This window comes from Streptomyces sp. NPDC001002 (genome assembly GCF_053599215.1).
The window spans coordinates 1-24,829 of the sequence record NZ_JBSFLV010000103.1 but is presented as its reverse complement, the minus strand read 5'-3'; the positions used below and the strand labels follow the sequence as shown (position 1 = coordinate 24,829).

The window sequence follows — 24,829 nt, the reverse complement described above, 5'->3', positions numbered from 1 at the left end:
GTCAGACGGTGAGCATCCGCGTCAGTACCGCGCGCTGCACCGGCAGCACCTCGCCGTGCAGTGAGCGGCCCTTGTCGGTGAGTGCCACGCGCACGCCCCGCCGATCCTCCGGGCACATCGTGCGCTCGACGAGCTCGTCCTTCTCCAGTCGGGCGATCAGGCGCGACAGGGCGCTCTGGCTCAGGTGGACGCGCTCGGAGATCTCCTGCACGCGGTAGGCGCAGGCGTCGCCCGCCAGGACGTCCAGTACCTCGAAGTCGCTTCCGCACAAGCCGTGTTGGTGCAGCGCGCGATCCAGTTCGCACTGGGTGCGCGCATGCAGCGCGAGGATGTCCCGCCACTGGTCCACGAGCCCCTGCTCGGCATTCTTGGCCGCCATGCGGGCACCGTAGCAGAGAATCAAGATTATTGCACGTACATTAAATGCGTTTGCATTCCATGCACGTGCATGTAGTGTCTGGCGACATGACCTCACCGCTCACCATCCCCGCGTCCGGCGGACGCTGGACTCCTCGGCTCTGGGGCACCCTGCTGGTGCTCTGCGCCGCGATGTTCCTGGACGCGCTGGACGTGTCCATGGTCGGCGTGGCCCTGCCGTCCATCGGCTCCGACCTCGACCTGTCCACCTCGACGCTGCAATGGATCGTCAGCGGCTACATCCTCGGCTACGGCGGTCTGCTGCTGCTCGGCGGTCGCACCGCCGACCTGCTCGGCCGCCGCCAGGTCTTCCTCGTCGCCCTCGGCGTCTTCGCGCTCGCCTCGCTGCTCGGCGGCCTCGTCGACTCGGGCCCGCTGCTGATCGCCAGCCGCTTCATCAAGGGCCTGAGCGCGGCCTTCACGGCACCCGCCGGCCTGTCGATCATCACCACGACCTTCGCCGAGGGCCCGCTGCGCAACCGGGCCCTGTCCATCTACACCACCTGCGCGGCGACCGGCTTCTCGATGGGCCTGGTGCTGTCCGGCCTGCTCACCGAGGCCAGTTGGCGGCTGACCATGCTGCTGCCCGCGCCCATCGCGCTGATCGCCCTGGTGGCCGGCCTGAAGCTGCTGCCGCGCAGCGAGCGCGAGAAGGAGCACAACGGCTACGACATCCCCGGCGCCGTCCTCGGCACCGCGTCGATGCTGCTGCTCGTCTACACGGTCGTCCAGGCACCGGAGTCCGGCTGGGGCTCGGCCCGCACGCTGCTGTCCTTCCTCGTGGTCGCCGTCATGCTGACCGTCTTCGTACGGATCGAGCGGCGCTCGGCCGGTCCGCTGATCCGGCTCGGTGTACTGCGCTCCGGCACCCAACTCCGCGCCCAGCTCGGCGCGATGTCGATGTTCGGGTCGTACGTCGGATTCCAGTTCCTGGTGACGCTGTACATGCAGTCCCTGCTCGGCTGGTCGGCGCTGCACACCGCGCTCGCCTTCCTGCCCGCGGGCGCGATCGTGGCCCTGTCTGCGACGAAGATGGGCGCGATCGTCGACCGGTTCGGCACGCAGCGGCTGATCGTCGTGGGCTTCGCGCTGATGATCACCGGATACGCGTTGTTCCTGCGGGTCAGTCTCGACCCGACGTACGCGACGCTGATCCTGCCGTCGATGGTGCTGATCGGCGGGGCCTTCGCGCTGATCTTCCCCTCGCTCAACATCCAGGCCACCAACGGCGTCGAGGACCACGAACAGGGCATGGTCTCCGGGCTGCTCAACACCTCGGTGCAGGTGGGCGGCGCGATCTTCCTGGCCGTAGTGACGGCGGTGGTCACGGCGGGCGCTCCCGAGAACGCCGACCCACAGGCCGTCCTGGACAGCTACCGGCCGGGCCTGATCGTGGTCACGGGCATCGCCGCCGCGGGCCTCCTGATCACCCTTCCCGGCCTGCGCACGCGCCGCCCGCAGCGGTCCGTGGTGGTCGCCAAGTCCACATCCCAGGAGGCGGAGCGGGTCTCGGTCCGCGACTAGGGGGACGCCTCCGAAGTGTGCCCGGCGGGGACTTGCTTGTCCCGCCGGGCACACGGCTGTGAAACTGACCTCCATGTCTGGACACGGGGGACGGCGCAGTCAGGCCGAGCGGGACGCGATCACCGTCGAGATCGGATACGCCCTGCTCAGCGCAGCGTTCGCGGCGGCGGTCGTCTTCGGCGCGGTCGCGGGTCCGGCGCTGCTCTTCGATCTGCCGCACACGGTCGAGACCGTGCTCGTGGGCACGGGACTGGTGCTCGTGCCGGTGCTGTTCTTCGTACGGGTGGTCAGTGTGCTGCTGCGTCTCCGGCGCGTGGATCAGGCCGGCCGGCCCGGGCGCACCAGGCCCGACTCGTAGGCCAGGGCCACCAGTTGGGCGGCGATCACAGGCAGGAGTGTCGCCGTGTCAGGTGGTGGCCAGGGCCTCCGTGGGTGGCAGGCGGGCGGCGCGGACGGCCGGGTAGAAGCCGGCGAGGCCGCCGATGGCGAGGGTGGCTCCGACGCCACCAGCCATCGCCCACAAGGGCACCACGGACGGCAGACCCTGGTAGGCGGCGTAGCCGGCCGTGACTCCGATGCCCAGGAGCACGCCGCCGAGTCCGCCGAGCGCGGACAACAGCAGTGCCTCGGACAGGAATTGGGTGCGGATCTGTCCTCGGGTCGCGCCCAGTGAACGGCGTAGACCGATCTCGGAGCGCCGTTCCAGTACGGAGATCACCATCGTGTTGGCGACGCCGACACCGCCCACCAGCAGAGCCACGCCGCCCAGGCCCAGGAGCAGCCCGCTGAGCGCGTCGTCGGTGGCCTCCTTGGCGGCCAGCGCGTCGGACGGCCGGGAGACGTTGACGCCGCTGGGGTTCTCGGGGTTGGCGGTGGCGCCGAGGACGGCCTGCACGTCGTTGACGGCGGATTCGTCGGTCCGTGTGTAGACGGCCGTGGGGTATCCGTCGAAGTCCAGGAGCCGCTCGGCGACCGGCCAGCCCACGAGGGCCGCGGAGTCCAGTTCCGGCAGGAGTTCGTTGGGGGCGAGCAGGCCGACCACGGTGAACCACCGTCCGCCGATCCACACCTGGACGTCCTCGCCCGCCTGGTGCACGCCGACCTGCTGCGCCGCCTTGGCGCCGAGCACGACCGCGGGATAGCGGCTGTTGGCGCCGTTCAGCCAGCGTCCGTCGACGAGTTCGGCCCCGATGCTCTTCGGCAGGTCCGTGCGGGCCGCGTCGACGGTGAGGCCGCCGGTCTCCTCCTTGGGTATGTGGTCGTTGCGGTAGATCTTCGCGCTCGTCCTGCCGATGGCGGAGACCGACTCGACGGCGTCGATGTTGCCGATCATGCCGACCGCCTCGTCGGGCAGATGCGCGGTGTCGCCGCTGATGGACTGCCCCGGGGTGACGGTGAGCAGGTTCGTGCCGAGCGCCGCGAGCCTGCGGTTGAGTCCCTCGGTGGACGAACTGGAGATGCCGACCACCGAGACCATGGCGGCGATGCCGATCGCGATGCCGAGCGCGGACAGGAAGACCCGCATCGGCCGGGACCGCAGACCGGAACCGCCCACGCGGACCACGTCGGCCGGGCCCATCCTGGCCGGCTTGGGGCGGGTCGGCGGCGGGAGCGCCGCCCGGTCCCGTTCCGCCGTGTCCGGCTCGGTGTGGAGCGTGCTCATGAGGTGATCTCCTGGGGGACTCGGTCGGCGAGTTCCGCCGGGCGGCCGGAGTCGTACTCGATCAGGCCGTCCCTGACCCGGACCTCACGGGGCAGGGACCCGGCGATGTCCCGGTCGTGGGTGATGACCACCACCGTCGTGCCCGCCTCGTGCAGTTCGTGCAGCAGGTCCATCACCACGGCGCCCGACCGGGAGTCCAACGCGCCGGTCGGTTCGTCGGCGAGCAGCAGCGGCGGATCGCCGAGTACGGCGCGGGCGATGGCGACGCGCTGTTTCTCACCGCCGGAGAGCTGGTGCGGCTGGTGGTCGAGCCGGTGGCCGAGGCCGACCCGGCGCAGCGCGGTCTCGGCCTTCCTGCGCCGCCAGGCGCGCGGCCGGCCGCTGTAGAGCAGCCCGTCCGCGACACTGTCCACCGACGCCACGCCGGGGGCAAGGTGGAACTGCTGGAAGACGAAGCCGATGGTGCCGGCCCGCAGTGCGGACAGCTCGCGGTCGGAGAGCTCGTCCGTGAGATGTCCGGCGATGCTCACCGTGCCGGCGGTGGGCCGGTCGAGGGTGCCCATGATGTTGAGCATCGTCGACTTGCCCGAGCCGGACGGCCCGACGATGGCGAGGAGTTCGCCGCGCCGGACGACGAGGTCGGCGCCCTTGAGGGCGTGGACGTCGCCGTATGTCTTGGTGACCCCGCTCAGACGGACGACGGGGTGGGACGGACCGGTCACTTGGGAACCCCCACGGCCATGCCGGCCTTGATACCCGTCCCGGTCACCTCGACCAGGTTGCCCGCGAACATGCCGAGCTTGACCGGGACGTACTCGACGCCCTTGTCGGTGACGGTCTCCAGGGCGTAGCCGCCGCGTTGCGCGGTGAGCGCGTTGACGGGTACGGCGAGGACGTTCTCGCGGGTCTCGGCCTTGAGGACCACGTCGACCTGGGCGGCCTGGTAACGGCCCAGCTTCTTCTGGTCCTTGATCTCCAGCTGTACGGGGATGGTGGCGTCGTCGCTGCCGCCGCTGCCGGACTGCTGGCCCGAGTCGCTGCCCGAGCCGCTCTGGGTGGGCGGCGGGGTGCCGACGTCGGTCACCACGGCCTCGACGGTGGTGTCGTCGGGGAGGGTGACGGTCGCCTTGGTGCCCTTCTTGACGAGGTCCTCGTGCTGCGGGTCGAGGTCGACGTTCACGACCCGCGCGGTGCCCGTCCAGGACAGCAGGCTGCCGCTGAGGAGGGCGCCGGGGACCGACGTGACCTCGGCGACGCGGCGGGCGCTCGACGCCACGACGGCGTCGCCCACCTGGACGGTGCCGGTCTCGGGCCGGTCGAGGTCGTCCTGCCACTCCTCGACGGCGTCGGCCGTGTCGGACGTGTAGGTGTCGTCGACGGTGAAGCCCGTGTAGCCGAGGGCTTTGAGGTTCTTTTCGAGGATCTTGACGTCCTCGCCCTCGTCCCCGGTCCCCAGGGTGCGGTACAGGGGGATGGAGCCGTACAGCAGCGGCACCTTCTCCTGTCCGACGCGGTAGACGGTGTCGCCGCGTTCGAGGACGACGCCGTCGGTCGGCAGCCAGGTGATGACGCCGGCACCGGCGCTCCCGCCCGAGCCCTGCTGTCCCGTGCCCGAGCCGGTGCCGGCCGAGGCGGCCGGGGCCTGTACGTCGGTCGCGTCGCCGTAGCTGAGGTTGCCGTTCACCGTCTCGGTGGCGGTCAGCGTGGTGCGCTGCACCTCGGTCGTGGCGGGCGGACCGGACGGCGCGCTGTTCGCGGAGTCCTCGCCGTCGCTGCCGAACGTTCCGGACGCGGCCATGCCGGCGGCTGCGGCCACGGCGATCGCGATCACCACGAGCAGCGCGGTACGCAGCGGACGGCGCCCGCGGCCGGTGCGGGCGGGCACCTGGTCGTCGGCGTCGGATCCGCCGTCGCCGCCCGTGGTGGCGGACGGCTCGGCACCCTCGCTGGCCCGGGTGTCCGCCACGGTGTCCGGTGCCCTGCGCTCCAGTGCGTTCGGTTCCTCGCCGCGAACGGCGAGTTCGGTCTCGTCGGAGGTCGTCACTGGCCCGACCCCGGTCCCAGCATCAGGCCGCCGCCCGGGTACTTGTCCTGGCAGGCCTGCTGCGCCTTCTCGAACTGCTCGGGCGTGATCCCCGCCGCCTTGGGATCGATCTTCATGTTGCCGCCGTCGATCTCGGGGTCGGGCAGCTTGGTGAGGCCGTTCTCCCGCAGGCACTTGGCCCATTCGGCGACCTTGGCCGAGTCGAGCCCGCCGCCTGCCGCGCCGCCCCCGCCCTGGGGCATCCGGTCGCGGCAGGCCTCCTCCGCCTTCTGGTACTCGCTGGAGTTCGGGTCGACGTCACCCGGGCTGATCCGGACCCCACCGGTGTCCTGCTGTGGGTCGGGAAAGCTCGGGACGCCGTTGGAGCGCATGCACTGCGCGTAGTCCAGGGCCTTCTCGAAGGGGCTGGTCGGCGAGGCCGAGGCGCCGGCCCCGACGTCGGTCGACGCCTCGGCCTTGGAGTCGTCGGAGCAGCCGGTCACCAAGAGGGCGACAGCGAGCGCCGACGCGGCCAGTGCGGTGTGCGAGAGAACTCGCTTCTTCGGAGTGAACATGCGCCAAGTTCTACGCAGCGGACGGTCACACGACGGACACAGAAGGCGACACCAGCAACGCCCATTCCTACAGGCGGGCGACCGCTGTGCGGACCGAGTGTTGGCCGATGCCGGTCGATGGGGCGGGTACGCGGCCCGGGAAGTAGGTCTCCATGATCAGGCCGCCTCCGGGGCGGGCGCGGGCGACGAGTTCGGCGCCGTGGGCCGTGACGATGGCGCGGACGATGGAGAGGCCGAGGCCGTGGTGGCCGTCGTCCGGGGTGCGGACCAGGCGTTGGAAGGGTTCCAGGAGCCGGTCGACCTGTTCGGGCGGGATGTCGTTGCCCGAGTTGGAGACGGAGACGAAGGGGCGGCCGGTGGGGTCGGTGCCAGTGGCGATCTCGACGCGGCCGACGGGCACGTTGTGGTCGACGGCGTTGTCGAGGAGGTTGGCGACCAGGCGCTGGATGAGGGCGGGGTCCCCGGAGATGCCGGTCGGCCGGATGTCGGTCTCCAGGGTCAGTCCGCGCCGTTCGATCTCCGCGTCGAAGGAGAGCAGGACGTCCTCGGCGAGTGCGGCCAGGTCCAGTGGTTCGGGGTGTTCCACACCGCGTTCGCTGCCGGCGAGGGTGAGCAGTGACTCCAGCAGGCGGGCCTGCTGCCTGCTGATGACGAGCAGGCGGTCGAAGGTGGTCCGGAAGGTGTCGGTGTCGTCGTCCATCAGGGCCTCTTCGAGCAGCGCGTGTTCCAGCGTGAGCGGGGTGCGCAGTTCGTGAGCCGCGTTGGCGACGAAGCGTTTGTGGGACTCCAGGGCGGTCTGGAGCCGGCCCAGGAGTCCGTCGACGGTGTCGGCGAGGTCCTTGAGTTCGTCGGAGGGACCCTTGGCGTCGAGGCGCTCGTGGACGTTGCGCGCGGAGATCTGCCGGATGGTGGAGGTCATCGTGCGCAGGGGCCGCACGATCCGGCCGGCCACCAGCCAGCTGAGCACGATGGAGATGCCGGCCATCATCGCCAGAGCGATGCCGGACTGCGCCAGGAGGTGGTGCATCTCCAACGCGTGCTGTTGTACGGCCTGTTCGCGCAGCTCCCTGGCGGCACCCTCGGTCCAGGGGGGAGGGGACTGGCCGGGCAGGACGTCCATGCCGCCGTCGGGCAGGGGCAGTCCGCCGACGCCTTGGCTGAAGATGGTGATGTTGACCTTGCGGCGGGAGACGAGGAAGTAGGTGATGGACAGCAGGACGGCGCCGGAGGCGACGAAGAGCAGGCCGAACAGCACCGTCAGCCGCATGCGGACGCGTCGGGGCAGGAGGCGTACCGGGACGCCCGCGGGGATAGGACGGAGTGGGCTGGACAGGCGCATCGGCATCTCAGATCCGGTAGCCGCCGCGGGGGACGGTCTCGATCAGGGACGGTGACCCGAGCTTCGGCCGCAGCCGGTTCACGGTGGTCTTGACGGTGTTGGTGAAGGGGTCCGCGGCTTCGTCCCAGACGCGTTCGAGGAGTTCCTCCGCCGAGACGGGCCGGCCCTGCGCGGCCAGCAGGCATTCGAGCACTCCGAACTCCTTGGGCGTGAGCCGCAGTTGAGTTCCCGCGCGGGTGGCCACCCGACGGGCCGGATCCAGGCGCAGGTCGCCGTGGACCAGGACGGGAGGCAGTGCCTGCTCGGGACGGCGGGCGACGGCGCGGATCCGCGCGACCAACTCGGCGTAGGCGAAGGGCTTGGGGAGGTAGTCGTCCGCGCCGCGGGTGAGTCCCTCCACCCGGTCGGCGATCGTGGCGGACGCCGTCAGCATCAGGACACGGGCCCGGTGCTCCTGTTCCACGAGCACACCGCACACCACGTCACCGTGGACCTTGGGGAGGTCCCGGTCCAGTACGACGACGTCGTAGTCGACGACCGTCGCGCGCTCCAGTGCGTCGGCGCCGTCGTAGGAGACGTCGACCGCCATCCCCTCGCGACGCAGCACGCGTGCCACCGACTCCGCGAGCTCGGCATGGTCTTCGACGACGAGAACCCTCAACTCTCTCCCCCCTGCGCGGCACAGGCCGCTGTTCATGCCGGTCAGTCTGCCCGGACCGCGGTCACACCCCGGTCACAGCGTCCGCATGTCGTGTCTGCCTGGTCGTATCAGCCCAGCCAACCCGGCCGCACCAACCCCGACTCGTAGGCCAGGACGACCAGTTGGGCCCTGTCCCGGGCGCCCAGCTTCACCATCGTGCGGCTGACGTGGGTCTTCGCAGTGAGGGGGCTGACGACCAGGCGGCGGGCGATCTCCTCGTTGGAGAGGCCGATGCCGACCAGGGCCATCACCTCCCGCTCCCGCTCGGTGAGTTGACCGAGCGCGTCCGCGGTGGCGGGTTCCTTGGAGCGGGCCGCGAACTCGGCGATCAGGCGACGGGTGACACCGGGCGACAGAAGCGCGTCGCCCTCGACCACCGCCCGTACCGCGCGCAGGAGTTCCTCTGGTTCGGTGTCCTTCACCAGGAAGCCGGAGGCGCCCGAACGGATCGCCTCGAAGACGTACTCGTCGAGTTCGAAGGTGGTCAGCATGACCACCTTGACGCCTTCGAGAGCGCCGTCGTCGGTGATGCGCCGGGTCGCCGCCAGTCCGTCGAGCAGCGGCATCCGGATGTCCATCAGGACGACGTCGGGGCGCAGTTCACGTACCTTCCGCACCGCCTCCTCGCCGTCGGAGGCCTCCCCCGCCACCTCGATGTCCGGCTGCGCGTCGAGCAACGCCCGGAAGCCGGCCCGCACGAGTGACTGGTCGTCGGCGAGCAGTACGCGGATCACCGGTCGTCCTCCTTGGCCTTCACCTTCAACGGCAGTACGGCTAGCACCCGGAAGCCGCCGTCAGGGCGCGGGCCCGCCTCGATCGTGCCACCCAGAGCAGCCGCCCGCTCCCGCATTCCGGCCAGTCCGTTGCCGCTGCCGCCCGCGTCGGCGCCGGTCGCGGGCCCGTCGTCGTCGATCCGCAGCCGTAGCTCCCGCGTGTCGTGTGCGAGGTGCACGCGCGCGTGGCGCGAGCCCGAGTGGCGCACGACGTTGGTGAGCGCCTCCTGGATGATGCGGAAGGCGGCCAGGTCGGTGCCGGGGGCGAGGCGGGGCGGTTCGCCGTCGACGTCCACCGTCAGGCCGGCGCTCCCGGCCTGCTCGACGAGTTCGGGCAGGCGGCCGAGGCCGGGCGCCGGTGCGCGCGGCGCGTCCCCGGGCGTGCGGAGCGTGTCGAGCACCTGGCGGACCTCGCCGAGCGCCTCCTTGCTCGCCGCCTTGATGGTGGTCAGCGCCGTGCGCGCCTGCTCGGGGTCGGTGTCCAGCAGGGCGAGTCCCACGCCCGCCTGGACGTTGATGACGGAGATGCTGTGCGCGAGGACGTCGTGCAGTTCGCGGGCCATCCTCAGCCGCTCCTCGTCGGCCCGGCGCTTCGCCGCCTGCGCCCGCTCGGCGCGTTCGCGGACCCACTGCTCGCGCCGGGTCCTGACCAGCTCCGCCACCGCCACGATCGCCACCACCCAGGTGGCGATCACGATCTCCTGCCCCCAGGGGGCCGCCGAGTGCCTGTCCGGCGGCAGCCAGCGGTAGAGCCAGTGCGCGACCAGTACGTGTCCCGTCCACAGCATCGCGACCGCACCCCAGGCGGCCCTGCGATGCCCGGCGACGACAGCGCTGAAGCAGGCCACGGCGACGGTGAGGAAGACGGGCCCGTACGCGTAACCGGCCCCCAGATAGACCATCACGGCGGCGGCCGTGCCGAACACGACGACCACCGGGTACCGCTGCCGCCACAGCAACAGCCCCGACGCCACGACCAGCAGCACGCGCGCGAAGGTGTCGAGGGGCGCCCGGTCCCCCAACTGCTGGTGGGACGCGTAGTGCGAGCCGACGAGCACGAAGACGGTGAGCAGCGCGGTGGAGCGCCAGGGCCAGCGGGCGCCGCGCTCCTCCTCGTTCCAGCGGTTCAGCCACGGCGGCCCGTGCCGCCACCACTGGGGCGGGCCGCCCCCGCGCACACGCTGCTCTTCCATGACCGCCACGCTAGACGTCACCTGGCCGCCCCGGCGTCCGCCGGGCGTGGTGATCACGCGTACTCCCGGGGAAGTACGTCGGTCCCGGTGAAGGGGAAGTACGTCAGCGCCCGCGAGCCGAGGTCACCGCAGGCCCACGCTCGCGGCGAGTCGGCCCGCCCCGTGCCGGAAGAACGCCTCCCGGTCCGCCACCACCCGGTGGAACTGACCGAACAGCTCGAACCCGATCAGCCCGAACATCTGCGCCCAGGCCGCGACCAGGGCCGTCGCCACGGCCGGCGGAAGGTCGGGGGCGATGTCGGCGGCCAGCCGCTCGGCCTCGGGCCGCAGTTCCGCGGGCAGCGGCGGCATGGTCACACCGCGGCCCCGGAGGGCGTCGCGGACGATGCCGATCAGGACCAGACCGACCCGGGAGGCGGCCGGGACGGTGGTGTCGGGAGCGACGTACCCGGGGACCGGCGAACCGTAGATCAGCGCGTACTCGTGCGGATGCGCGAGGGCCCACTCGCGCGCGGCTTCACAGACAGCGATCCAGCGCTGTACGGGGCCGAGCGCGTCGGTGGTGACGCGCGCCGCCTCGGCAGCCTCGCCCAGGGAGTCGTACGCGTCGATGATGAGGGCGGTGAGCAGGTCGTCGCGGCTCGGGAAGTAGCGGTAGAGCGCGGACGAGACCATGCCCAGCTCGCGGGCCACGGCACGCAGCGACAGTTTGGCGGCACCCTCGGCGGCGAGCTGTCTGCGGGCCTCGTCCTTGATGGCCGCGGTGACTTCGATCCTGGCCCGGGCACGGGCTCCGTGTGCGGTGCTCATGCGAGCGAGTGTGTCACGAAACCAGAGCAGTGCACACAGATGTGAGCGCCGCACTAAAAAGAGAGCACTGCTCTTGCTTTGGATCACCGATCCCGTGCAGACTGACACCGCAAGCGAGAGCAGTGCTCACAAAAGTGAGCGACGCTCTCCCTCACCCGTTGGAGAGCATCATGTCCCAGTCCTCGTCCCCGTCCGGGTCCGCGCCGTACTACCTCAAGGGCAGCCCGCTGACCGTCCGCTTCAACAGCGTCCTGGGCTGGATGGCCCGGCACGGCATCAGCCTCATGGGCTCCGCCGAAATGTCGGTGCGCGGCCGCAAGAGCGGTCGGATGCAGCGCATCCCCGTCAACCCGCACACCTACGACGGCACGCAGTACATCGTCTCGGCCCGCGGCCACTCCCAGTGGGTGCGCAACATGCGGGTCGCCGGCGGCGGCGAGCTGCGCGTCGGGCGCAGGATCCGCACGTTCACCGCGCAGGAGCTTCCCGACGTCGAGAAGCTCCCGATCCTGCGGACCTACCTGGAGAAGTGGGGCTGGGAGGTCAACCAGTACTTCCAGGGCGTCACCGCGAAGTCCACCGACGAGGAGATCATCGCGGCCGCGCCGGACCACCCCGTCTTCCGCATCACGGTCGCGAAGTGACGCCGGCCTCCGGCAGCGCGGCCGACGTCACGGACGGCACATGACCTCACCGCACGGTCGGCGCCACGGACGGCACATGACCGCACCCAACGCTCAGAAGTCGGCCTCACCGCACGGTCAGGCGCGGGCCTTACCCAACGGTCAGGCCCCGACCCCACCGCACGGTCAAGCGCCGGCCTCACCGACCGCGCCACTCCCACCGCTCCCGCCACTTCCACCGACCGCACCGGCCTCTCCCTCCGCCCCCGCTTCCCCGCTCGCGTCGACCGGGCCGCCCTCCACAGGACGCCGGTCGAGCGCGGTCAGGGCGCGCTGGGCCATCGGGTGCGAGCGCATGAGCTCGGCGAGAGTGGTCTTGCCCTGGGTGATCTCCCGGAACGCGTTCCACGCAGGACGGAAGCCGGTGAGCGCCGCGTGGAACAGGCCGGGGCGGCGCTCGAAGATGGCCAGCATCCGCTTGCCGACGCTCATCTCGACGCCGAGGCCCGCCTTGATCGCGAACGCGTAGTTCAGCGCCTGACGGCGGGCGTCCACCGCGTCGTGCGCCTCGCCGATCCGCACGGCCCACTCCCCCGCGAGCCGCCCCGAGCGCAGCGCGAACGAGATGCCCTCGCGCGTCCACGGCTCCAGCAGCCCCGCCGCGTCCCCGCAGACCAGCACCCGCCCGCGCGAGAGCGGCGAGTCGTCGGCCCGGCAACGCGTCAAGTGCCCGGAGGAGATGCTCGGTTCGAACCCGGCGAGGCCGAGCCGGGCCACGAAGTCCTCCAAGTACCGCTTGGTCGCCGCGCCTTCACCGCGGGCCGAGATCACGCCCACCGTCAGCGTGTCGCCCTTGGGGAAGACCCAGCCGTAGCTGCCGGGCATGGGGCCCCAGTCGATGAGCACCCGTCCCTTCCAGTCCTCGGCGACGGTCTCCGGCACCGGGATCTCCGCCTCCAGGCCGAGGTCCACCTGGTCGAGCTTCACGCCGACGTGTGCTCCTATGCGGCTGGCGCTGCCGTCCGCGCCGACCACGGCACGGGCGAGGAGCGTCTCGCCGCCCTGGAGCACCACGGCGACCGTGCGCCGGTCCGGCACGGACGAGCCGTGCTGCTCGACGCGCTGGACGGTCGCGCCGGTGCGCAGCTCGGCGCCCGCCTTCTGCGCGTGCTCGACCAACTGCTGGTCGAACTCGGGCCGGTTGATCAGCCCGAACATCATCTGCCGGGAGCGGCGGGTGCGCGTGAAGCGTCCGTTGTTGGAGAACGTCACCGCGTGCACGCGGTCGCGCAGCGGGAGTTCGAAGCCCGGTGGCAGGGAGTCGCGGGAAGGTCCGATGATGCCCCCGCCGCACGTTTTGTACCGGGGCAGCTCCGCCTTCTCCAGCAACAGCACGCTCCGCCCCGCCACCGCGGCCGCGTACGCGGCGGAGGCCCCCGCGGGTCCCGCACCCACCACGACGACGTCCCACACCCGCTGTCCGTCGTCCGCCGAAGAGTTCTCGCTGCTCACGATGGTCCGTTACTCCCGATCACGCCGCCTGCCGCACCTGTCTCCCGCATCCTACGGCGGGCGTCGCCGCGGACCGCTGTGGGAGGATCACAGCACTTCACCAGTACAACGTCGCACCCACAAGGAGCGTGCCCATGTCGTCGAATCCGGTCGCCGAGACCGTCGCCTCACTCATGCCGAGGGCCCAGGCGGAACTCGCCGAACTGGTGGCGTTCAAATCGGTGGCGGACTTCGACCAGTTCCCCCGGAGCGAGAGCGAGGGCGCCGCGACCTGGGTCGCCGACGCCCTGCGCGCCGAGGGTTTCCAGGACGTGGCCCTGCTCGACACCCCCGACGGTACGCAGTCGGTGTACGGCTTTCTGCCCGGCCCCGAGGGCGCGAAGACGGTCCTGCTCTACGCCCACTACGACGTGCAGCCCCCGCTCGACGAGACGGCCTGGACCACTCCGCCCTTCGAACTGACCGAGCGCGACGGCCGCTGGTACGGGCGCGGCGCGGCCGACTGCAAGGGCGGGGTCATCATGCACCTGCTCGCGCTGCGGGCCCTGAAGGCCGACGGCGGTGTCCCGGTCCACGTCAAGTTCATCGCCGAGGGCTCGGAGGAGCAGGGCACCGGCGGTCTGGAGCGGTACGCCGAGGAGCACCCGGACCTGCTCGCGGCCGACACCATCGTGATCGGCGACGCGGGCAACTTCCGTGTCGGGCTGCCCACGGTCACCTCCACGCTGCGCGGCATGACGCTCCTGCGCCTGCGGATCGACACCCTCGAAGGCAACCTCCACTCCGGCCAGTTCGGCGGCGCCGCCCCGGACGCGCTGGGCGCCCTGATCCGCGTACTGGACTCGCTGCGCGCCGAGGACGGTTCGACGACCGTCGACGGGCTTGCCCCGGCGGCCGGTTGGGAGGGTCTTCAGTACGAGGAGGAGCAGTTCCGGCAGGACGCCAAGGTGCTGGACGGGGTGCGGCTGATCGGTTCGGGCACGGTCGCCGACCGGATCTGGGCGCGCCCCGCCGTCACCGTTCTCGGCATCGACTGCCCGCCGGTGGTCGGTGCCACGCCGTCCGTGCAGGCGAGCGCGCGTGCGCTGGTGAGCCTGCGGGTGCCGCCGGGCGTGGACGCCGCCGAGGCGACCAAGCTGCTGGAGGCACACCTGGAGGCGCACACGCCGTGGGGCGCCCGGGTGCACATCGAACAGACCGGCCAGGGCCAGCCGTTCAGCGCCGACACGACCAGCCCGGCGTACACGGCGATGGCCGAGGCGATGGCGGTCGCCTATCCCGGCCAGGAGATGCAGTACGCCGGTCAGGGCGGCTCGATCCCGCTGTGCAACACCCTCGCCTCGCTCTACCCGAGCGCGGAGATCCTGCTGATCGGTCTGAGCGAGCCGGAGGCGCAGATCCACGCGGTCAACGAGAGCGTGTCGCCCGAGGAGTTGGAGCGGCTGTCGGTGGCGGAGGCGCTGTTCCTGCGGAACTACGCGGCGAGCTGAACTCCCTTCGGATTCCGGCAGGTCGGCGATGTCAGGGCGTGGGGATGCCGCGCTCCAGATAGAGCGCGGCGCCCCGCTCCCGGGCCCGCAGCGCCCAGCGCAGCCGCTCGTAACGGACCGGCGGGAGCAGGTCCGCCGCCTCCTCCTCGGTGACGAAGCGCCACTCGCGCAGTTCGGGTCCGGGCAGCAGCAGCTGGGCGGCCTCGGTGGAGTCGAGCCGTCCACCGTCGTAGAGGAGTCGCAGTCCGCCGTAGCCGGGCGGTGCGGGGGCCTCCCAGTCGACGACGAGCAGATGCGGTACGTCGGCGAGGCGGATGCCGGTCTCCTCGGTGACCTCGCGCATGCCGGCGCGGGCGGGGGCCTCGCCGGGTTCGACGACACCGCCGGGGAACTCCCAGCCGGCCTTGTAGGTGGGGTCGACGAGCAGCACCCGGTCCAGTTCGTCGAAGAGCAGCACACCGGCGGCGAGCGTCTCGGCGGTGGGCTCGGGCGTCTGCACGATGTCGCAGACCGGCACCTCACCCCGCCCGCAGGCCTCCGCGATCCGCACGGCGCTCTCGTACGGGGTGAGCGCGCCGGTGTCGACGGGGTGGGCGTCGGCGGTGAGCCAGGAGGCGAGGGCGGCGCGGTACGGCTCGATGTGGTCGTAGGCCCACTGGCGTTGCCGCAGTTCGCCGTCGGGGAGGTCGGGTGCGATCTCCCGCCCGGCTATTCGCTCGCGCAGGATCGTTTCCGCCGGAGCCAGCAGGACGTGCTGGACGGCGATGCGGCGCGCGGCCAGACCGCCGAAGATCTCGTCGCGGTACTCCTGGCGCAGGAGGGTCATGGGGACCACGAGGGTGCCGCCGAGCTCGGCGAGCATCGCGGCCGCCGTGTCGATCACGAGGCGTCGCCAGATCGGCAGGTCCTGGAAGTCGCCGACCTCGGCGAGGTGCTTGGGCGGCAGCAGATGCGTCATCGCCGCGCCGATGACCTCGGGGTCGAAGAGCGTGCTGTTCGGGATCAGGTCGATCAGTTCCCGTGCGGTGGCGGTCTTCCCGGCACCGAACGCTCCGTTGATCCAGACGATCACGGACAGTTCCCCCTCTTCTATTGGCCCCCTGAGGCTTGCCCGTTTCACCCTGCCACGGAAACCAGCCCCAGTTGAGGGCGCACGAAGAGGGGCGCCGATGCCCGCCGCAACGGCGGGGGCGCCGGCGCCCTGTCGGGACGGAGGGTGACGTCAGCCGTTCTGCCCCAGGGTCTTGTCGGCGTCGGCGAAGCTGTCCTTGCTGATGGTGCCGGCGACCGCGCCGAGGGTGTCGTCGACGCTCAGGCCGCCCAGTGCCTGTTGGTCACCGAGTACCTGGTGGTCGCCTCCGTGGGTCGGACTGATCGCGGCGACGACGAACCCGGTGGCGAGGGAGGCGATGGCGAGCATGCTGCGCTTCTTCATGCCCGGATCAACTGCGCGGACCGGGCCGGGGTCACGCACCCGTTGCGGCCGGTGCCCGAGCGGGCATCCTGGTACGGGCGACCGGGCCGACCAGGGAGGCGGGCGGATGGACGCGGGTGACGGGCACATCCACGTCGACTCGAAACTGCTCCGCGACAACGCCGCGGTACGGGGCGCCCTGGCGGCCACCTTCGGACTCGTGGGCGACGCGCCGAGCACCGTCACCGCGGGCTGCGGCCTCCGGGTGCCGTACGCGATGACGTCCGGACGCCCGGAGAGCGTCACCTGCCTGCCGTGCCGCGAACATGCCGGCCGTGAACACCGGCGCCTCGCAGAGCAGTTGGAGGGGCTGGCCGGTACGCCCGGGGTGCACATCGAGGAGGACCGGGTGCGCCGGGCCTCGGCACACCATCGCGATCTGGCGCGGAGGTTCGCGGAGGGCTGAGCGCACCTCCGAGCGGTCAGCCCTCCGATGCCTGTGGATCGACTGTCTGGACTATTCAGCGGAGCGCCGACTCAACACATCCGAACGTCAGAGTGGACTGAACTCCCGTCTGACGTCGATGTCAAGGGCCCTGACGGGATATCGAACCACCGTTAACGCGCCTCTTCCAACACAGTCAGACACGTCCTACCGTAAACGCTCAGGGGTGACGCGGACATGCTGTCATCCCATCTTTCGCGCGTTCGGAGGACTGCAACGATGCATCACCTCGACACCCGCACCACCCGCCGAAGACTGGTCGGAGCGCTCACGGCGGGCCTCCTGTGCGCGGCCGGACTCGCCGCGCCGGCCATGGCCGCACCCACGGCCGAGCCTCCCGCCCAGCCCGCCGCGCCGGCCCTCGCCGACGGTCTCGCCCTGACCCCGCCGATGGGCTTCAACAACTGGAACTCCACGAACTGCCGCCCGGAGTTCAACGAGGCCATGGTGGAGGGAATCGCCGACCTCTTCGTCGCGAAGGGTCTCAAGGACGCCGGCTACCAGTACATCAACCTGGACGACTGCTGGGCCCTGCCGAGCAGGGACGCGAACGGCAAGCTCGTACCGGATCCGGTGCGGTTCCCCCACGGGATCAAGGCAGTTGCCGACTACGTCCACTCCAAGGGCCTCAAGCTCGGGATCTACACCAGCGCGGGCACGAAGACGTGCAACGACGCCGGATTCCCCGGTGCGCTGGGCCATGAGTACAGCGACGCCCAGCAGTTCGCCGACTGGGGCGTGGACTACCTCAAGTACGACAACTGCAACAACCAGGGCGTGGACGCCAAGTTGCGCTACAACACCATGCGCGACGCCCTGAAGGCGACCGGCCGGCCCATCGTCTACAGCCTCTGCGAATGGGGCGAGAACAAGCCCTGGGAGTGGGCGGCGGACGTGGGCCACCTGTGGCGTACGACCGGTGACATCAGCGACAACTGGGGCTCGATGCTGTCGATCCTCAAGCAGAACCTGCCGCTGGCGCAGTACGCCGGACCGGGGCACTGGAACGACCCGGACATGCTGGAGGTCGGCAACGGTGGCATGACCGACACGGAGTACCGCTCGCACTTCTCGATGTGGTCGATCATGGCGGCCCCGCTGCTCATCGGCTCGGACCTGCGCAAGGCGACCCAGGCGACCTTCGACATCCTCGACAACAAGGAGGTCGTCGCGGTCGACCAGGACCCGCTGGGCAAGCAGGGCACGGTCGTCTCCTCCGAGGGCGGACGCTGGGTCGTCAGCAAGCAGATGAAGGACGGCAGCCGCGCGGTCGCGCTCTTCAACGAGTCGGGCAGCCCCCAGCGCATCGCCACCACCGCCACCGCCGTCGGCCTGCCCGCCGCCCGCGCCTACACGCAGCGCGACCTGTGGCAGCACAAGAGCTTCAACACCGCGGGCACGATCGCGGCCACCGTCCCGGCGCACGGCACGGTCCTGCTGCGGATCTCCGCCGACCGCAAGTGGGCCACCAACCCGCCGGCCGTCGAACTCGGCCTGAACGGCAGCCCGTTGGTCGAGGCCGGCAAGAAGGTCTCCCTGACCTCCACGGTCACCGACCTCGGCCGCACGACGGCCGAACACGTCTCGGTGGCACTGACGGGCCCTGCGGGCTGGAAGGTCAAGGCGACCTCGTCGACCAAGGCCAAGGAGCTGCGGACAGGCCGCTCGCTGCGCACCAAGTGGTCGCTCACCGCGCCGAAGGAGACGCCGACGGGGTCGTACGACCTGAAGCTGAAGGCGAGTTACCGCTCGCCGAGCGGCAAGCGCGTCGACAGTGTCCTGCCGCTCACCGCGACCGTGGTCGTGGCGCCACCCGCGGGTGTCTCCGGGCTCGGGGATCTGCCGTGGCTGTCGGCCACCAGCGGCTGGGGGCCGGCGGAGCGCAACACCAGCAACGGCGAGAGCGACGCGGGTGACGGCAATCCGATCACCATCGGCGGAGTCGTGTACGCCAAGGGCCTTGGCGTACACGCCGACAGCGACGTCGAGTTCTACACCGGCAAGGCGTGCGAGAAGGTCACCGCGGACGTCGGCGTCGACGACGAGAAGGGCGCGAACGGCTCCGTCGCCTTCGAGATCTGGGCCGACGGCACCAAGGTCGCCTCGACCGGCACCCTCACCAACGCGATGCCGGCCCAGTCGATCACCGCGGACGTGACCGGCGCCGAGGTGATCCACCTGGTCGTCACCAACGGTGGGGACGGGTACGACTCGGACCACGCGGACTGGGCGGGGGCGCAGCTGAGCTGCTGAGCCCCCTCGGGGCCCAGCAGCACGGGAACGTTCCTGCCCAGGGCCCTCAGACCGTGGCCGCGTCCGCCCGCCGGGCGAGCGCGGCCGCGGCCGCTCCCACCAGACCGGCGTCCGTGCCCATCTGGGCCGGCGTGATCTCCAGGCCCTGCACGAACGACAGCGTCGCGTAGTCGCCCAGGGCCTTGCGCAGCGGCGTGAACAGCACGTCGCCCGCCTTGCCCACGCCCCCGCCGATCACGGCGATGTCGATCTCCACCAGGGTCGCCGTGGCCGCGATGCCGGCGGCCAGCGCTTGGGCGGCCCGGTCGAAGGAGGCCACCGCGACCGGGTCGCCGGTGCGGGCGGCGGCGGCCACCGCGGCGGCCGAGGTGTCGCCGTCGGGGCCGGGCTGCCAGCCGTTCTCCAGGGCCCGGCGCGCGATGTTGGGACCGCTCGCGATGCGCTCCACGCAGCCGCGCGAGCCGCACGGGCACAGGTCGCCGTCGAGGTCGACGCTGATGTGGCCGATGTGGCCCGCGTTGCCGGTCGGGCCGGGGTGCAGCTGGCCGTTGAGGACGAGGCCGCCGCCGACTCCGGTGGAGACCACCATGCACAGCGCGTTGTCGTGGCCGCGGGCCGCGCCCTGCCAGTGCTCGGCCGCCGTGATCGCCACACCGTCGCCGATCAGCTCGACGGGCAGCCCGCCGGCCGCCTCCTGGACCCGACGGACCAGCGGGAAGTCGCGCCAGCCCGGCACGTTCACGGGGCTGACGGTGCCCGCCTTGGCGTCGACCGGCCCTGCGCTGCCGATGCCGAGCGCCGTGGCGCGTGCCCACTCGGGTGCGGCGGTGAGTTCGCCGAGCACCTCCGCCACGGCTCCCATCACGGTCTCGCCGTCGTCCTGCGCGGGCGTCGCGCGCTGGGCACGCACCGCGATCCGGCCGTGGCCGTCCACCAGCGCCCCGGCGATCTTGGTGCCGCCGATGTCGAGCGCGGCCACGAAGTCGGTGTGCATCAGTGTCGGATCTCCCCGTCAACCAATTGGGTCTCCAGCGGCCCGGGGGAAGTTCCCCCTTCAACCACGGAGAAGTGCGGTCCGGTCTCGCGGTGGGGGCGCAGGCCGGAGATTGCGGTGGACAGTCTCTCTCGCATATGACAACGTTGTCCAGGCTCTATGCTCGACGCCACATCCTCATACAACCTCATGGTCCGACGCATCCCCATGGGACGAGACAGGACAGGACAGCGCATCGTGCCAGAGACCGCCCGTCGCTCAGACCACCTCAACGCCACTCGTTACGGCAATCGTCCCACCATGAAGGACGTGGCCGCGCGGGCCGGCGTCGGTCTGAAGACCGTGTCCCGCGTGGTCAACGGCGAGCCCGGCGTCACCCCGGAGACCGAGCGCCGGGTCCAGGAGGCCATCGACGCGCTGGGTTTCCGGCGCAACGACAGCGCGCGCGTGCTGCGCAAGGGCCGCACCGCGAGCATCGGTCTGGTCCTGGAGGACCTCGCCGACCCGTTCTACGGCCCGCTCAGCCGCGCGGTCGAGGAGGTGGCCCGCGCGCACGGCGCCCTACTGATCAACGGCTCCAGCGCCGAAGACCCGGACCGCGAGCAGGAGTTGGCCCTTGCGCTGTGCGCACGGCGGGTGGACGGCCTGGTGGTGATCCCGGCCGGTGACGACCACCGGTATCTGGAGCCCGAGCTCAAGGCGGGCGTCGCCACGGTCTTCGTGGACCGTCCGGCCGGGCGGATCGACGCCGACGTGGTCCTGTCCGACAACTTCGGCGGCGCCCGCGACGGCGTCGCCCACCTCGTCGCGCACGGCCACCGCCGGATCGGCTTCATCGGCGACATGCCCCGCATCCACACGGCCGCCGAGCGCCTGCGCGGCTACCGGGCGGCTCTGGAGGACGCCGGGACCCAGGTCGAGGAGTCATGGATGTCCCTGGGCGTCACGGACCCGCAGCGGGTGCGCCGGGCGGCCGAGGAGATGCTCTCCGGTCCCGACCCGGTCACCGCGATCTTCGCGGGCAACAACCGCGTGACGGTCACCGTCGTCCGTGTACTCGCCGAGCACAGCCGCCCGGTCGCCCTGGTCGGCTTCGACGACTTCGAACTCGCCGACCTGCTCCAGCCGGGCGTCACCGTCATCGCCCAGGACGCGGCCGCCCTCGGCCGCACGGCCGCGGAACGCCTCTTCCGCCAGCTGGACGGCACCCTCATCGCCCCCGAGCGCATCGAACTGCCCACCCGCCTGATCGCCCGCGGCTCGGGCGAAGTGCCCCCGGCGGTCTGAGCCGCACATGCCCGACCGCACACTGGAGGCACTGGGCCTGGCGGAGGCCCCGCGCGACCATCCGCTGCTCTACCCCGGGGCCTGGCCGACGGAGTCGGGGCTGCTCGACGGCGACCGCTTCCTGCCGCTCGAAGGCACGCCCTTCCATCCGCTCGAAATCCTGGTGCACGAGAACCGCGCACCCGTGCTCGCCGTCGGCTCCAACGCCTGCCCGGGTCAACTCCGCCACAAAATGGCCGAGTACGGGATCGCCTCACCCATCCCGATGGTGAGAACCCTGGTCACGGGCCTCGACGTGGGCGTCTCCGCGCACGTCAGCCGCATGGGGTACGTGTCGGCGTCACCGGTCGAAGCCCCGGGCGCGGTACGGGAGTTGTTCGTGATCTGGCTCGACGGCGAGCAACTCTCGGTCATCGACGCCAGCGAGGGCGTGCTGCTGCCGTACGGCAACTACCGCCGGGCCTGGCTGCCTTCGCCGACGGTACGGATCGAGACGGAGGACGGCACGGTCCTGCCCGGCGCGTACGCCTACGTCAACCGGCGCGGGGTTCTGCACGACGGCACCGGCGCGCCACGATCGCACCCCGGCCAGCGGGAGCTGATCACCGAACTCCTGCTGGGATCCCGGCGGTTGAGGGAGCTGTTCGGGGTCACGCCGGAGGAGTTCTGCGAACGGGCGCGTGCCGACCGGAAGTTGTGCGAGCGGGGCACGCGCCTGTTCGCGCGGGAGAAGCGGGTGACGGTGTCGGGCCTTGAGAGGTTCGTACGGGATCAGCAGATGGGGAGTCCCGGGACCGGCGAGTCGTTGTCCCCGCCCTTGATGTAGACGTCGCTGACGTACACGTTCGTGTTGCCGCTGTCGTCGTCCGTCTTCGCCCACCAGACGTTGGTCCACTCGCCGGACGTCTCGCGGCGGCCCAGGTTCGCCTGGCAGTAGAAGTAGTTGGTGCCGGAGCCGAGGACGCCGACCTCGGTGCCGGAGGCCGTGTAGGACTTGGCGGTCTTCCAGACCGTGCAGTTGTACTTGCCGCCGCCGATGGAGGTGCAGGCCGGGTCCTCGGTGGGGTCGCTCCCGCCGGTCGTGCCGCCTGAGCCCGTCGTACCGCCACCGCCGTCGCCGGAGCCGCCGCCCGTCGTCCCGCCGCCACCCGTGGTCCCGCCCGTGGTGCCGCCGCTCCCGGAGGTCTTGCCCGGGGACGGGCTGGTGCCGGAGTGGGTGGGGGTGTCGTCGGACTTCCCACCGGGTCCCTTGGACGCGCTCGGCGACTCCTTGTCGCCCTGCTCGCTGGGCTTGTCGTCGGCCGAGCGGGCGGCGTCGGGGCTGCCGGTCACCGCCGTCGCGGGGGTGTCACCGGCGTCGACGGACGCGCCGGACTCGGTCTGCTTCTTCGTATCGCCGTTGTTGTTCAACAGGGCGACGGAGGTGCCGGCCGCCGCGACGACGAGCGTGACGGCGACGGCCGCGAGCAGGACCTTGCCCTTGCGGCGCCTGGCTGGGGCGGGGGCCATGGGGCCGGTGAGGGAGGAGTCCGGGGATCCCGGAACCGCCGGCCCGAGACCCTGCATAGCCGCACCGCCGACCGCCGGAGTCCGCTCCCCCGTCTCGGGTGGCCCGAAGCCCTGGGCGGGCTGCTCGCTGGTGCCGAATCCCGCGGCGGCCGGGCCGAACTGCCCTGCTGCCGGCTCCACTTGACCGTGCGCCCCGGAGTCCGTCGCCGCGCCCGTGCCGACATTCTGTCCCGCCACCGGCTCCACCGGCCCGAACCCCGGCGGCACCGACGGAAGACTGACCTCGGTCTCCGCGCGTGGCGGTGTCGTGGGCTTGTCGCTCTCCCGCAGGGTCGTCGTCTGGACGTCCGTGGGGACCGTGTCCGCCACCGCCTGGAGCAGGTCGCGGGCCGCCTCGGCGGTCGGGCGCTCCTCGGGGCGCTTGTGCAGGAGCTCTCGCAGAACGGGACGCAGCGGGCCCGCGGCGTGGGACTCGGGAAGAGGCTCGTCGACGATGGCGGTGAGCGTCGAGTACGTGGACGTACGGCGGAAGGGCGAGGCGCCCTCGACCGCCGCGTACAGCGTGGCACCCAGGGCCCATACGTCGGACGCCGGTCCGGGGTCGGCGCCCTGGGCGCGCTCGGGGGCCAAGTAGTCGAGGGAGCCCACGAGTTCGCCGCTGCGGGTGAGGTGGGTGGCCGAGCCGTCGCCCGGGTCGTCCATGGTCGCGATGCCGAAGTCGGTGAGCACGACGCGGCCCGAGCGCTCCAGGAGGATGTTGCCGGGCTTCACGTCGCGGTGCAGGACGCCCGCGCGGTGGGCGGCGGCCAGCGCGTCCATCACCTTGGCGCCGATGCCGGCGGCCTCGCGCGGGTCGAGGGTGCCGCGGTCGCGCAGGACGTCGTCCAGGGACGGGCCGTCCACCAGCTCCATGACGATCAGCGGACGGCCGTCGACCTCCGCCACGTCGTGCACCGCGATGACTCCCGGGTGCCGCATCCGGGCCGCCGCGCGGGCCTCGCGCTGCATCCGCAGCCGCAGATCGGCGAGTTCGGGCGCGTCCGCGTCGCTGTACGTGCGCAGTTCCTTGACCGCGACCTCGCGGCCCAGGACCTCGTCGATCGCCCGCCAGACGACACCCATGCCGCCGCGCCCGAGCTGGGCGACGACGCGATAGCGCCCGGCGAGCAGCCGGCCTATCCCGTCCGTCTGGCCATTTCCGTTGAAGGAGTCCCCCGAAGACACCGCTGCCCCGTTCCTGTGACACGTCAATGCGTGCGGTACAGACTACGGGGCGCGGGTGACAACACCAGCCGCCGGTGACGGCTGTGACAGGGCCGCTACTTCGCCGAGACCGTCAGGTCGCCGCGGCGCGGCGCCGCGAAGCCCTCCAGGTCGGCCCGGGTCAGCCCGGTGGCGCGGGACACCTCGGCGATGTCGAGGGCGCCGCAGTCCAGACCGCGCAGCAGATAGCCGCCGAGGGCCTTGGCGGTCGCGGGCTCGTCCATGACGTCACCGCCGGCCCGGCTGACGTACCGGGTGAGGCGCAGGGCGGCCTGCTCGAAGCCCTCGCGGTAGAAGGCGAAGACGGCGGCGTAGCGGGTCGGGATGTGGCCGGGGTGCATGTCCCAGCCCTGGTAGTAGGCGCGGGCCAGGGCCCGTCGGGTCAGGCCGTAGTGCAGCCGCCAGGCGTCGTGGACCTTCTCGGTCGAGCCCACGGGCAGCACGTTGGTCGACCCGTCCGACACCCGCACGCCGGTGCCCGCCGCCGCGACCTGCATGATCGCCTTGGCGTGGTCGGCGGCCGGGTGGTCGCTGGCCTGGTAGGCGGCGGAGACACCGAGGCAGGCGCTGTAGTCGAAGGTGCCGTAGTGCAGTCCGGTGGCGCGGCCCTCGGCGGCCTGGATCATGCGGGCGACGGTGGCGGTGCCGTCGGTGGCGAGGATGGACTGACTCGTCTCGATCTGGATCTCGAAGCCGATCCGCCCGGGTTCGAGACCGCGCGCCTTCTCGAAGGCCACCAGGAGCCGCACCATGGCGGTGACCTGCTCCGGGTACGTCACCTTGGGCAGCGTCAGCACCAGTCCGTCGGGCAGACCGCCCGCCTCGATCAGGCCGGTGAGGAAGATGTCGAGGGTGCGGATGCCCCGGTCCCGCACCGGCGCCTCCATGCACTTCATCCGGATGCCCATGTACGGCGCCGCGGTCCCCTTCGCGTACGCCTCCGCGATCAGCCGGGCCGCGCG

The 24,829-nt window shown here is 71.5% G+C and carries 24 protein-coding genes; 8 read left to right on the top strand and 16 right to left on the bottom strand.

The window, feature by feature from the left end; all coding sequences use genetic code 11:
- Position 1: 1 nt before the first annotated feature.
- A complete protein-coding gene (locus tag ACWDR3_RS34395; protein ID WP_450356475.1) occupies positions 2-379 on the bottom strand; it encodes a MarR family winged helix-turn-helix transcriptional regulator in 378 nt (125 codons plus the stop codon).
- An 86-nt stretch (positions 380-465) separates the two neighbouring features.
- Here ACWDR3_RS34395 and ACWDR3_RS34390 point away from each other — a divergent pair, with 86 nt between their 5' ends.
- Positions 466-1,941: an MFS transporter gene (locus tag ACWDR3_RS34390; RefSeq protein ID WP_450356474.1), complete on the top strand. Its 1,476-nt coding sequence runs from the start codon at positions 466-468 to the stop codon at positions 1,939-1,941.
- 73 nt (positions 1,942-2,014) lie between these two features.
- The gene (locus ACWDR3_RS34385) at positions 2,015-2,299 is read left to right on the top strand and encodes a DUF6332 family protein (RefSeq protein WP_450356473.1); all 285 of its coding nucleotides are present in this window, start codon (positions 2,015-2,017) and stop codon (positions 2,297-2,299) included.
- A 48-nt stretch (positions 2,300-2,347) separates the two neighbouring features.
- Here the strand turns inward: ACWDR3_RS34385 and ACWDR3_RS34380 are convergent, their stop codons facing one another.
- From ACWDR3_RS34380 to ACWDR3_RS34340, 9 genes are all read right to left on the bottom strand, one after another.
- Positions 2,348-3,604 carry an ABC transporter permease gene (locus tag ACWDR3_RS34380; protein ID WP_450356472.1) on the bottom strand — a complete coding sequence of 419 codons (1,257 nt, stop codon included), beginning with the start codon at positions 3,602-3,604 and terminating at the stop codon, positions 2,348-2,350.
- The gene (locus ACWDR3_RS34375; protein ID WP_450356471.1) at positions 3,601-4,326 is read right to left on the bottom strand and encodes an ABC transporter ATP-binding protein; all 726 of its coding nucleotides are present in this window, start codon (positions 4,324-4,326) and stop codon (positions 3,601-3,603) included. The genes ACWDR3_RS34380 and ACWDR3_RS34375 overlap by 4 nt, the downstream gene beginning before the upstream one ends.
- Positions 4,323-5,648, bottom strand: a complete 1,326-nt coding sequence (locus tag ACWDR3_RS34370) for a peptidoglycan-binding protein (protein ID WP_450356470.1) — start codon at positions 5,646-5,648, stop codon at positions 4,323-4,325. The genes ACWDR3_RS34375 and ACWDR3_RS34370 overlap by 4 nt, the downstream gene beginning before the upstream one ends.
- Complete coding sequence (locus ACWDR3_RS34365) at positions 5,645-6,202, bottom strand: hypothetical protein (RefSeq protein ID WP_450356469.1); 558 nt, start codon at positions 6,200-6,202, stop codon at positions 5,645-5,647. Before ACWDR3_RS34365 ends, ACWDR3_RS34370 begins: the two co-directional genes overlap by 4 nt.
- Positions 6,203-6,269: 67 nt before the next feature.
- Complete coding sequence (locus ACWDR3_RS34360) at positions 6,270-7,547, bottom strand: sensor histidine kinase (protein ID WP_450356468.1); 1,278 nt, start codon at positions 7,545-7,547, stop codon at positions 6,270-6,272.
- Between the two features lies 1 nt (position 7,548).
- Positions 7,549-8,202 carry a response regulator transcription factor gene (locus ACWDR3_RS34355; RefSeq protein WP_450356486.1) on the bottom strand — a complete coding sequence of 218 codons (654 nt, stop codon included), beginning with the start codon at positions 8,200-8,202 and terminating at the stop codon, positions 7,549-7,551.
- A 107-nt stretch (positions 8,203-8,309) separates the two neighbouring features.
- Complete coding sequence (locus tag ACWDR3_RS34350) at positions 8,310-8,975, bottom strand: response regulator transcription factor (RefSeq protein WP_124001029.1); 666 nt, start codon at positions 8,973-8,975, stop codon at positions 8,310-8,312.
- Entirely contained in the window at positions 8,972-10,207 is a 1,236-nt protein-coding gene (locus ACWDR3_RS34345) for a histidine kinase (RefSeq protein ID WP_450356467.1), read from the bottom strand. The genes ACWDR3_RS34350 and ACWDR3_RS34345 overlap by 4 nt, the downstream gene beginning before the upstream one ends.
- 123 nt (positions 10,208-10,330) lie before the next feature.
- Complete coding sequence (locus ACWDR3_RS34340) at positions 10,331-11,017, bottom strand: TetR/AcrR family transcriptional regulator (RefSeq protein ID WP_450356466.1); 687 nt, start codon at positions 11,015-11,017, stop codon at positions 10,331-10,333.
- A 170-nt stretch (positions 11,018-11,187) separates the two neighbouring features.
- On the opposite strand from ACWDR3_RS34340, the gene ACWDR3_RS34335 reads away from it, so the two are divergent.
- Positions 11,188-11,661, top strand: coding sequence for a nitroreductase/quinone reductase family protein (locus tag ACWDR3_RS34335; protein WP_450356465.1), 474 nt, complete (start codon positions 11,188-11,190; stop codon positions 11,659-11,661).
- Between the two features lie 165 nt (positions 11,662-11,826).
- Here the strand turns inward: ACWDR3_RS34335 and ACWDR3_RS34330 are convergent, their stop codons facing one another.
- On the bottom strand, positions 11,827-13,152 hold the full coding sequence (locus ACWDR3_RS34330; protein ID WP_450356464.1) for a geranylgeranyl reductase family protein: 1,326 nt from the start codon (positions 13,150-13,152) through the stop codon (positions 11,827-11,829).
- Between the two features lie 134 nt (positions 13,153-13,286).
- Between ACWDR3_RS34330 and ACWDR3_RS34325 the strand changes: the two genes are divergently transcribed.
- Complete coding sequence (locus ACWDR3_RS34325; protein WP_450356463.1) at positions 13,287-14,642, top strand: M20/M25/M40 family metallo-hydrolase; 1,356 nt, start codon at positions 13,287-13,289, stop codon at positions 14,640-14,642.
- A 31-nt stretch (positions 14,643-14,673) separates the two neighbouring features.
- Here the strand turns inward: ACWDR3_RS34325 and ACWDR3_RS34320 are convergent, their stop codons facing one another.
- Together ACWDR3_RS34320 and ACWDR3_RS34315 are read right to left on the bottom strand one after the other, a co-directional pair.
- Positions 14,674-15,714 (bottom strand): NUDIX domain-containing protein, encoded by a 1,041-nt coding sequence (locus tag ACWDR3_RS34320; RefSeq protein WP_450356462.1) that lies wholly within the window; start codon positions 15,712-15,714, stop codon positions 14,674-14,676.
- Positions 15,715-15,864: 150 nt separating this feature from the next.
- Entirely contained in the window at positions 15,865-16,077 is a 213-nt protein-coding gene (locus ACWDR3_RS34315; RefSeq protein ID WP_450356461.1) for a hypothetical protein, read from the bottom strand.
- A 106-nt stretch (positions 16,078-16,183) separates the two neighbouring features.
- Here ACWDR3_RS34315 and ACWDR3_RS34310 point away from each other — a divergent pair, with 106 nt between their 5' ends.
- A complete protein-coding gene (locus tag ACWDR3_RS34310; protein ID WP_450356460.1) occupies positions 16,184-16,522 on the top strand; it encodes a hypothetical protein in 339 nt (112 codons plus the stop codon).
- Between the two features lie 258 nt (positions 16,523-16,780).
- Positions 16,781-18,814: an NPCBM/NEW2 domain-containing protein gene (locus ACWDR3_RS34305; RefSeq protein WP_450356459.1), complete on the top strand. Its 2,034-nt coding sequence runs from the start codon at positions 16,781-16,783 to the stop codon at positions 18,812-18,814.
- Positions 18,815-18,860: 46 nt separating this feature from the next.
- On the opposite strand, the gene ACWDR3_RS34300 is transcribed toward ACWDR3_RS34305, so the two are convergent.
- Positions 18,861-19,808 (bottom strand): ROK family protein, encoded by a 948-nt coding sequence (locus ACWDR3_RS34300; protein WP_450356458.1) that lies wholly within the window; start codon positions 19,806-19,808, stop codon positions 18,861-18,863.
- Positions 19,809-20,015: 207 nt separating this feature from the next.
- On the opposite strand from ACWDR3_RS34300, the gene ACWDR3_RS34295 reads away from it, so the two are divergent.
- The gene (locus ACWDR3_RS34295) at positions 20,016-21,095 is read left to right on the top strand and encodes a LacI family DNA-binding transcriptional regulator (RefSeq protein WP_450356457.1); all 1,080 of its coding nucleotides are present in this window, start codon (positions 20,016-20,018) and stop codon (positions 21,093-21,095) included.
- A gap of 7 nt (positions 21,096-21,102) precedes the next feature.
- On the top strand, positions 21,103-21,921 hold the full coding sequence (locus tag ACWDR3_RS34290) for a hypothetical protein (protein WP_450356456.1): 819 nt from the start codon (positions 21,103-21,105) through the stop codon (positions 21,919-21,921).
- Here ACWDR3_RS34290 and ACWDR3_RS34285 read toward each other — a convergent pair.
- A complete protein-coding gene (locus tag ACWDR3_RS34285) occupies positions 21,867-23,828 on the bottom strand; it encodes a protein kinase domain-containing protein (protein WP_450356455.1) in 1,962 nt (653 codons plus the stop codon). The genes ACWDR3_RS34290 and ACWDR3_RS34285 overlap by 55 nt on opposite strands.
- 95 nt (positions 23,829-23,923) lie before the next feature.
- Positions 23,924-24,829: DUF6986 family protein (locus ACWDR3_RS34280; RefSeq protein ID WP_450356454.1), on the bottom strand; the 906-nt coding region annotated here is incomplete at its 5' end.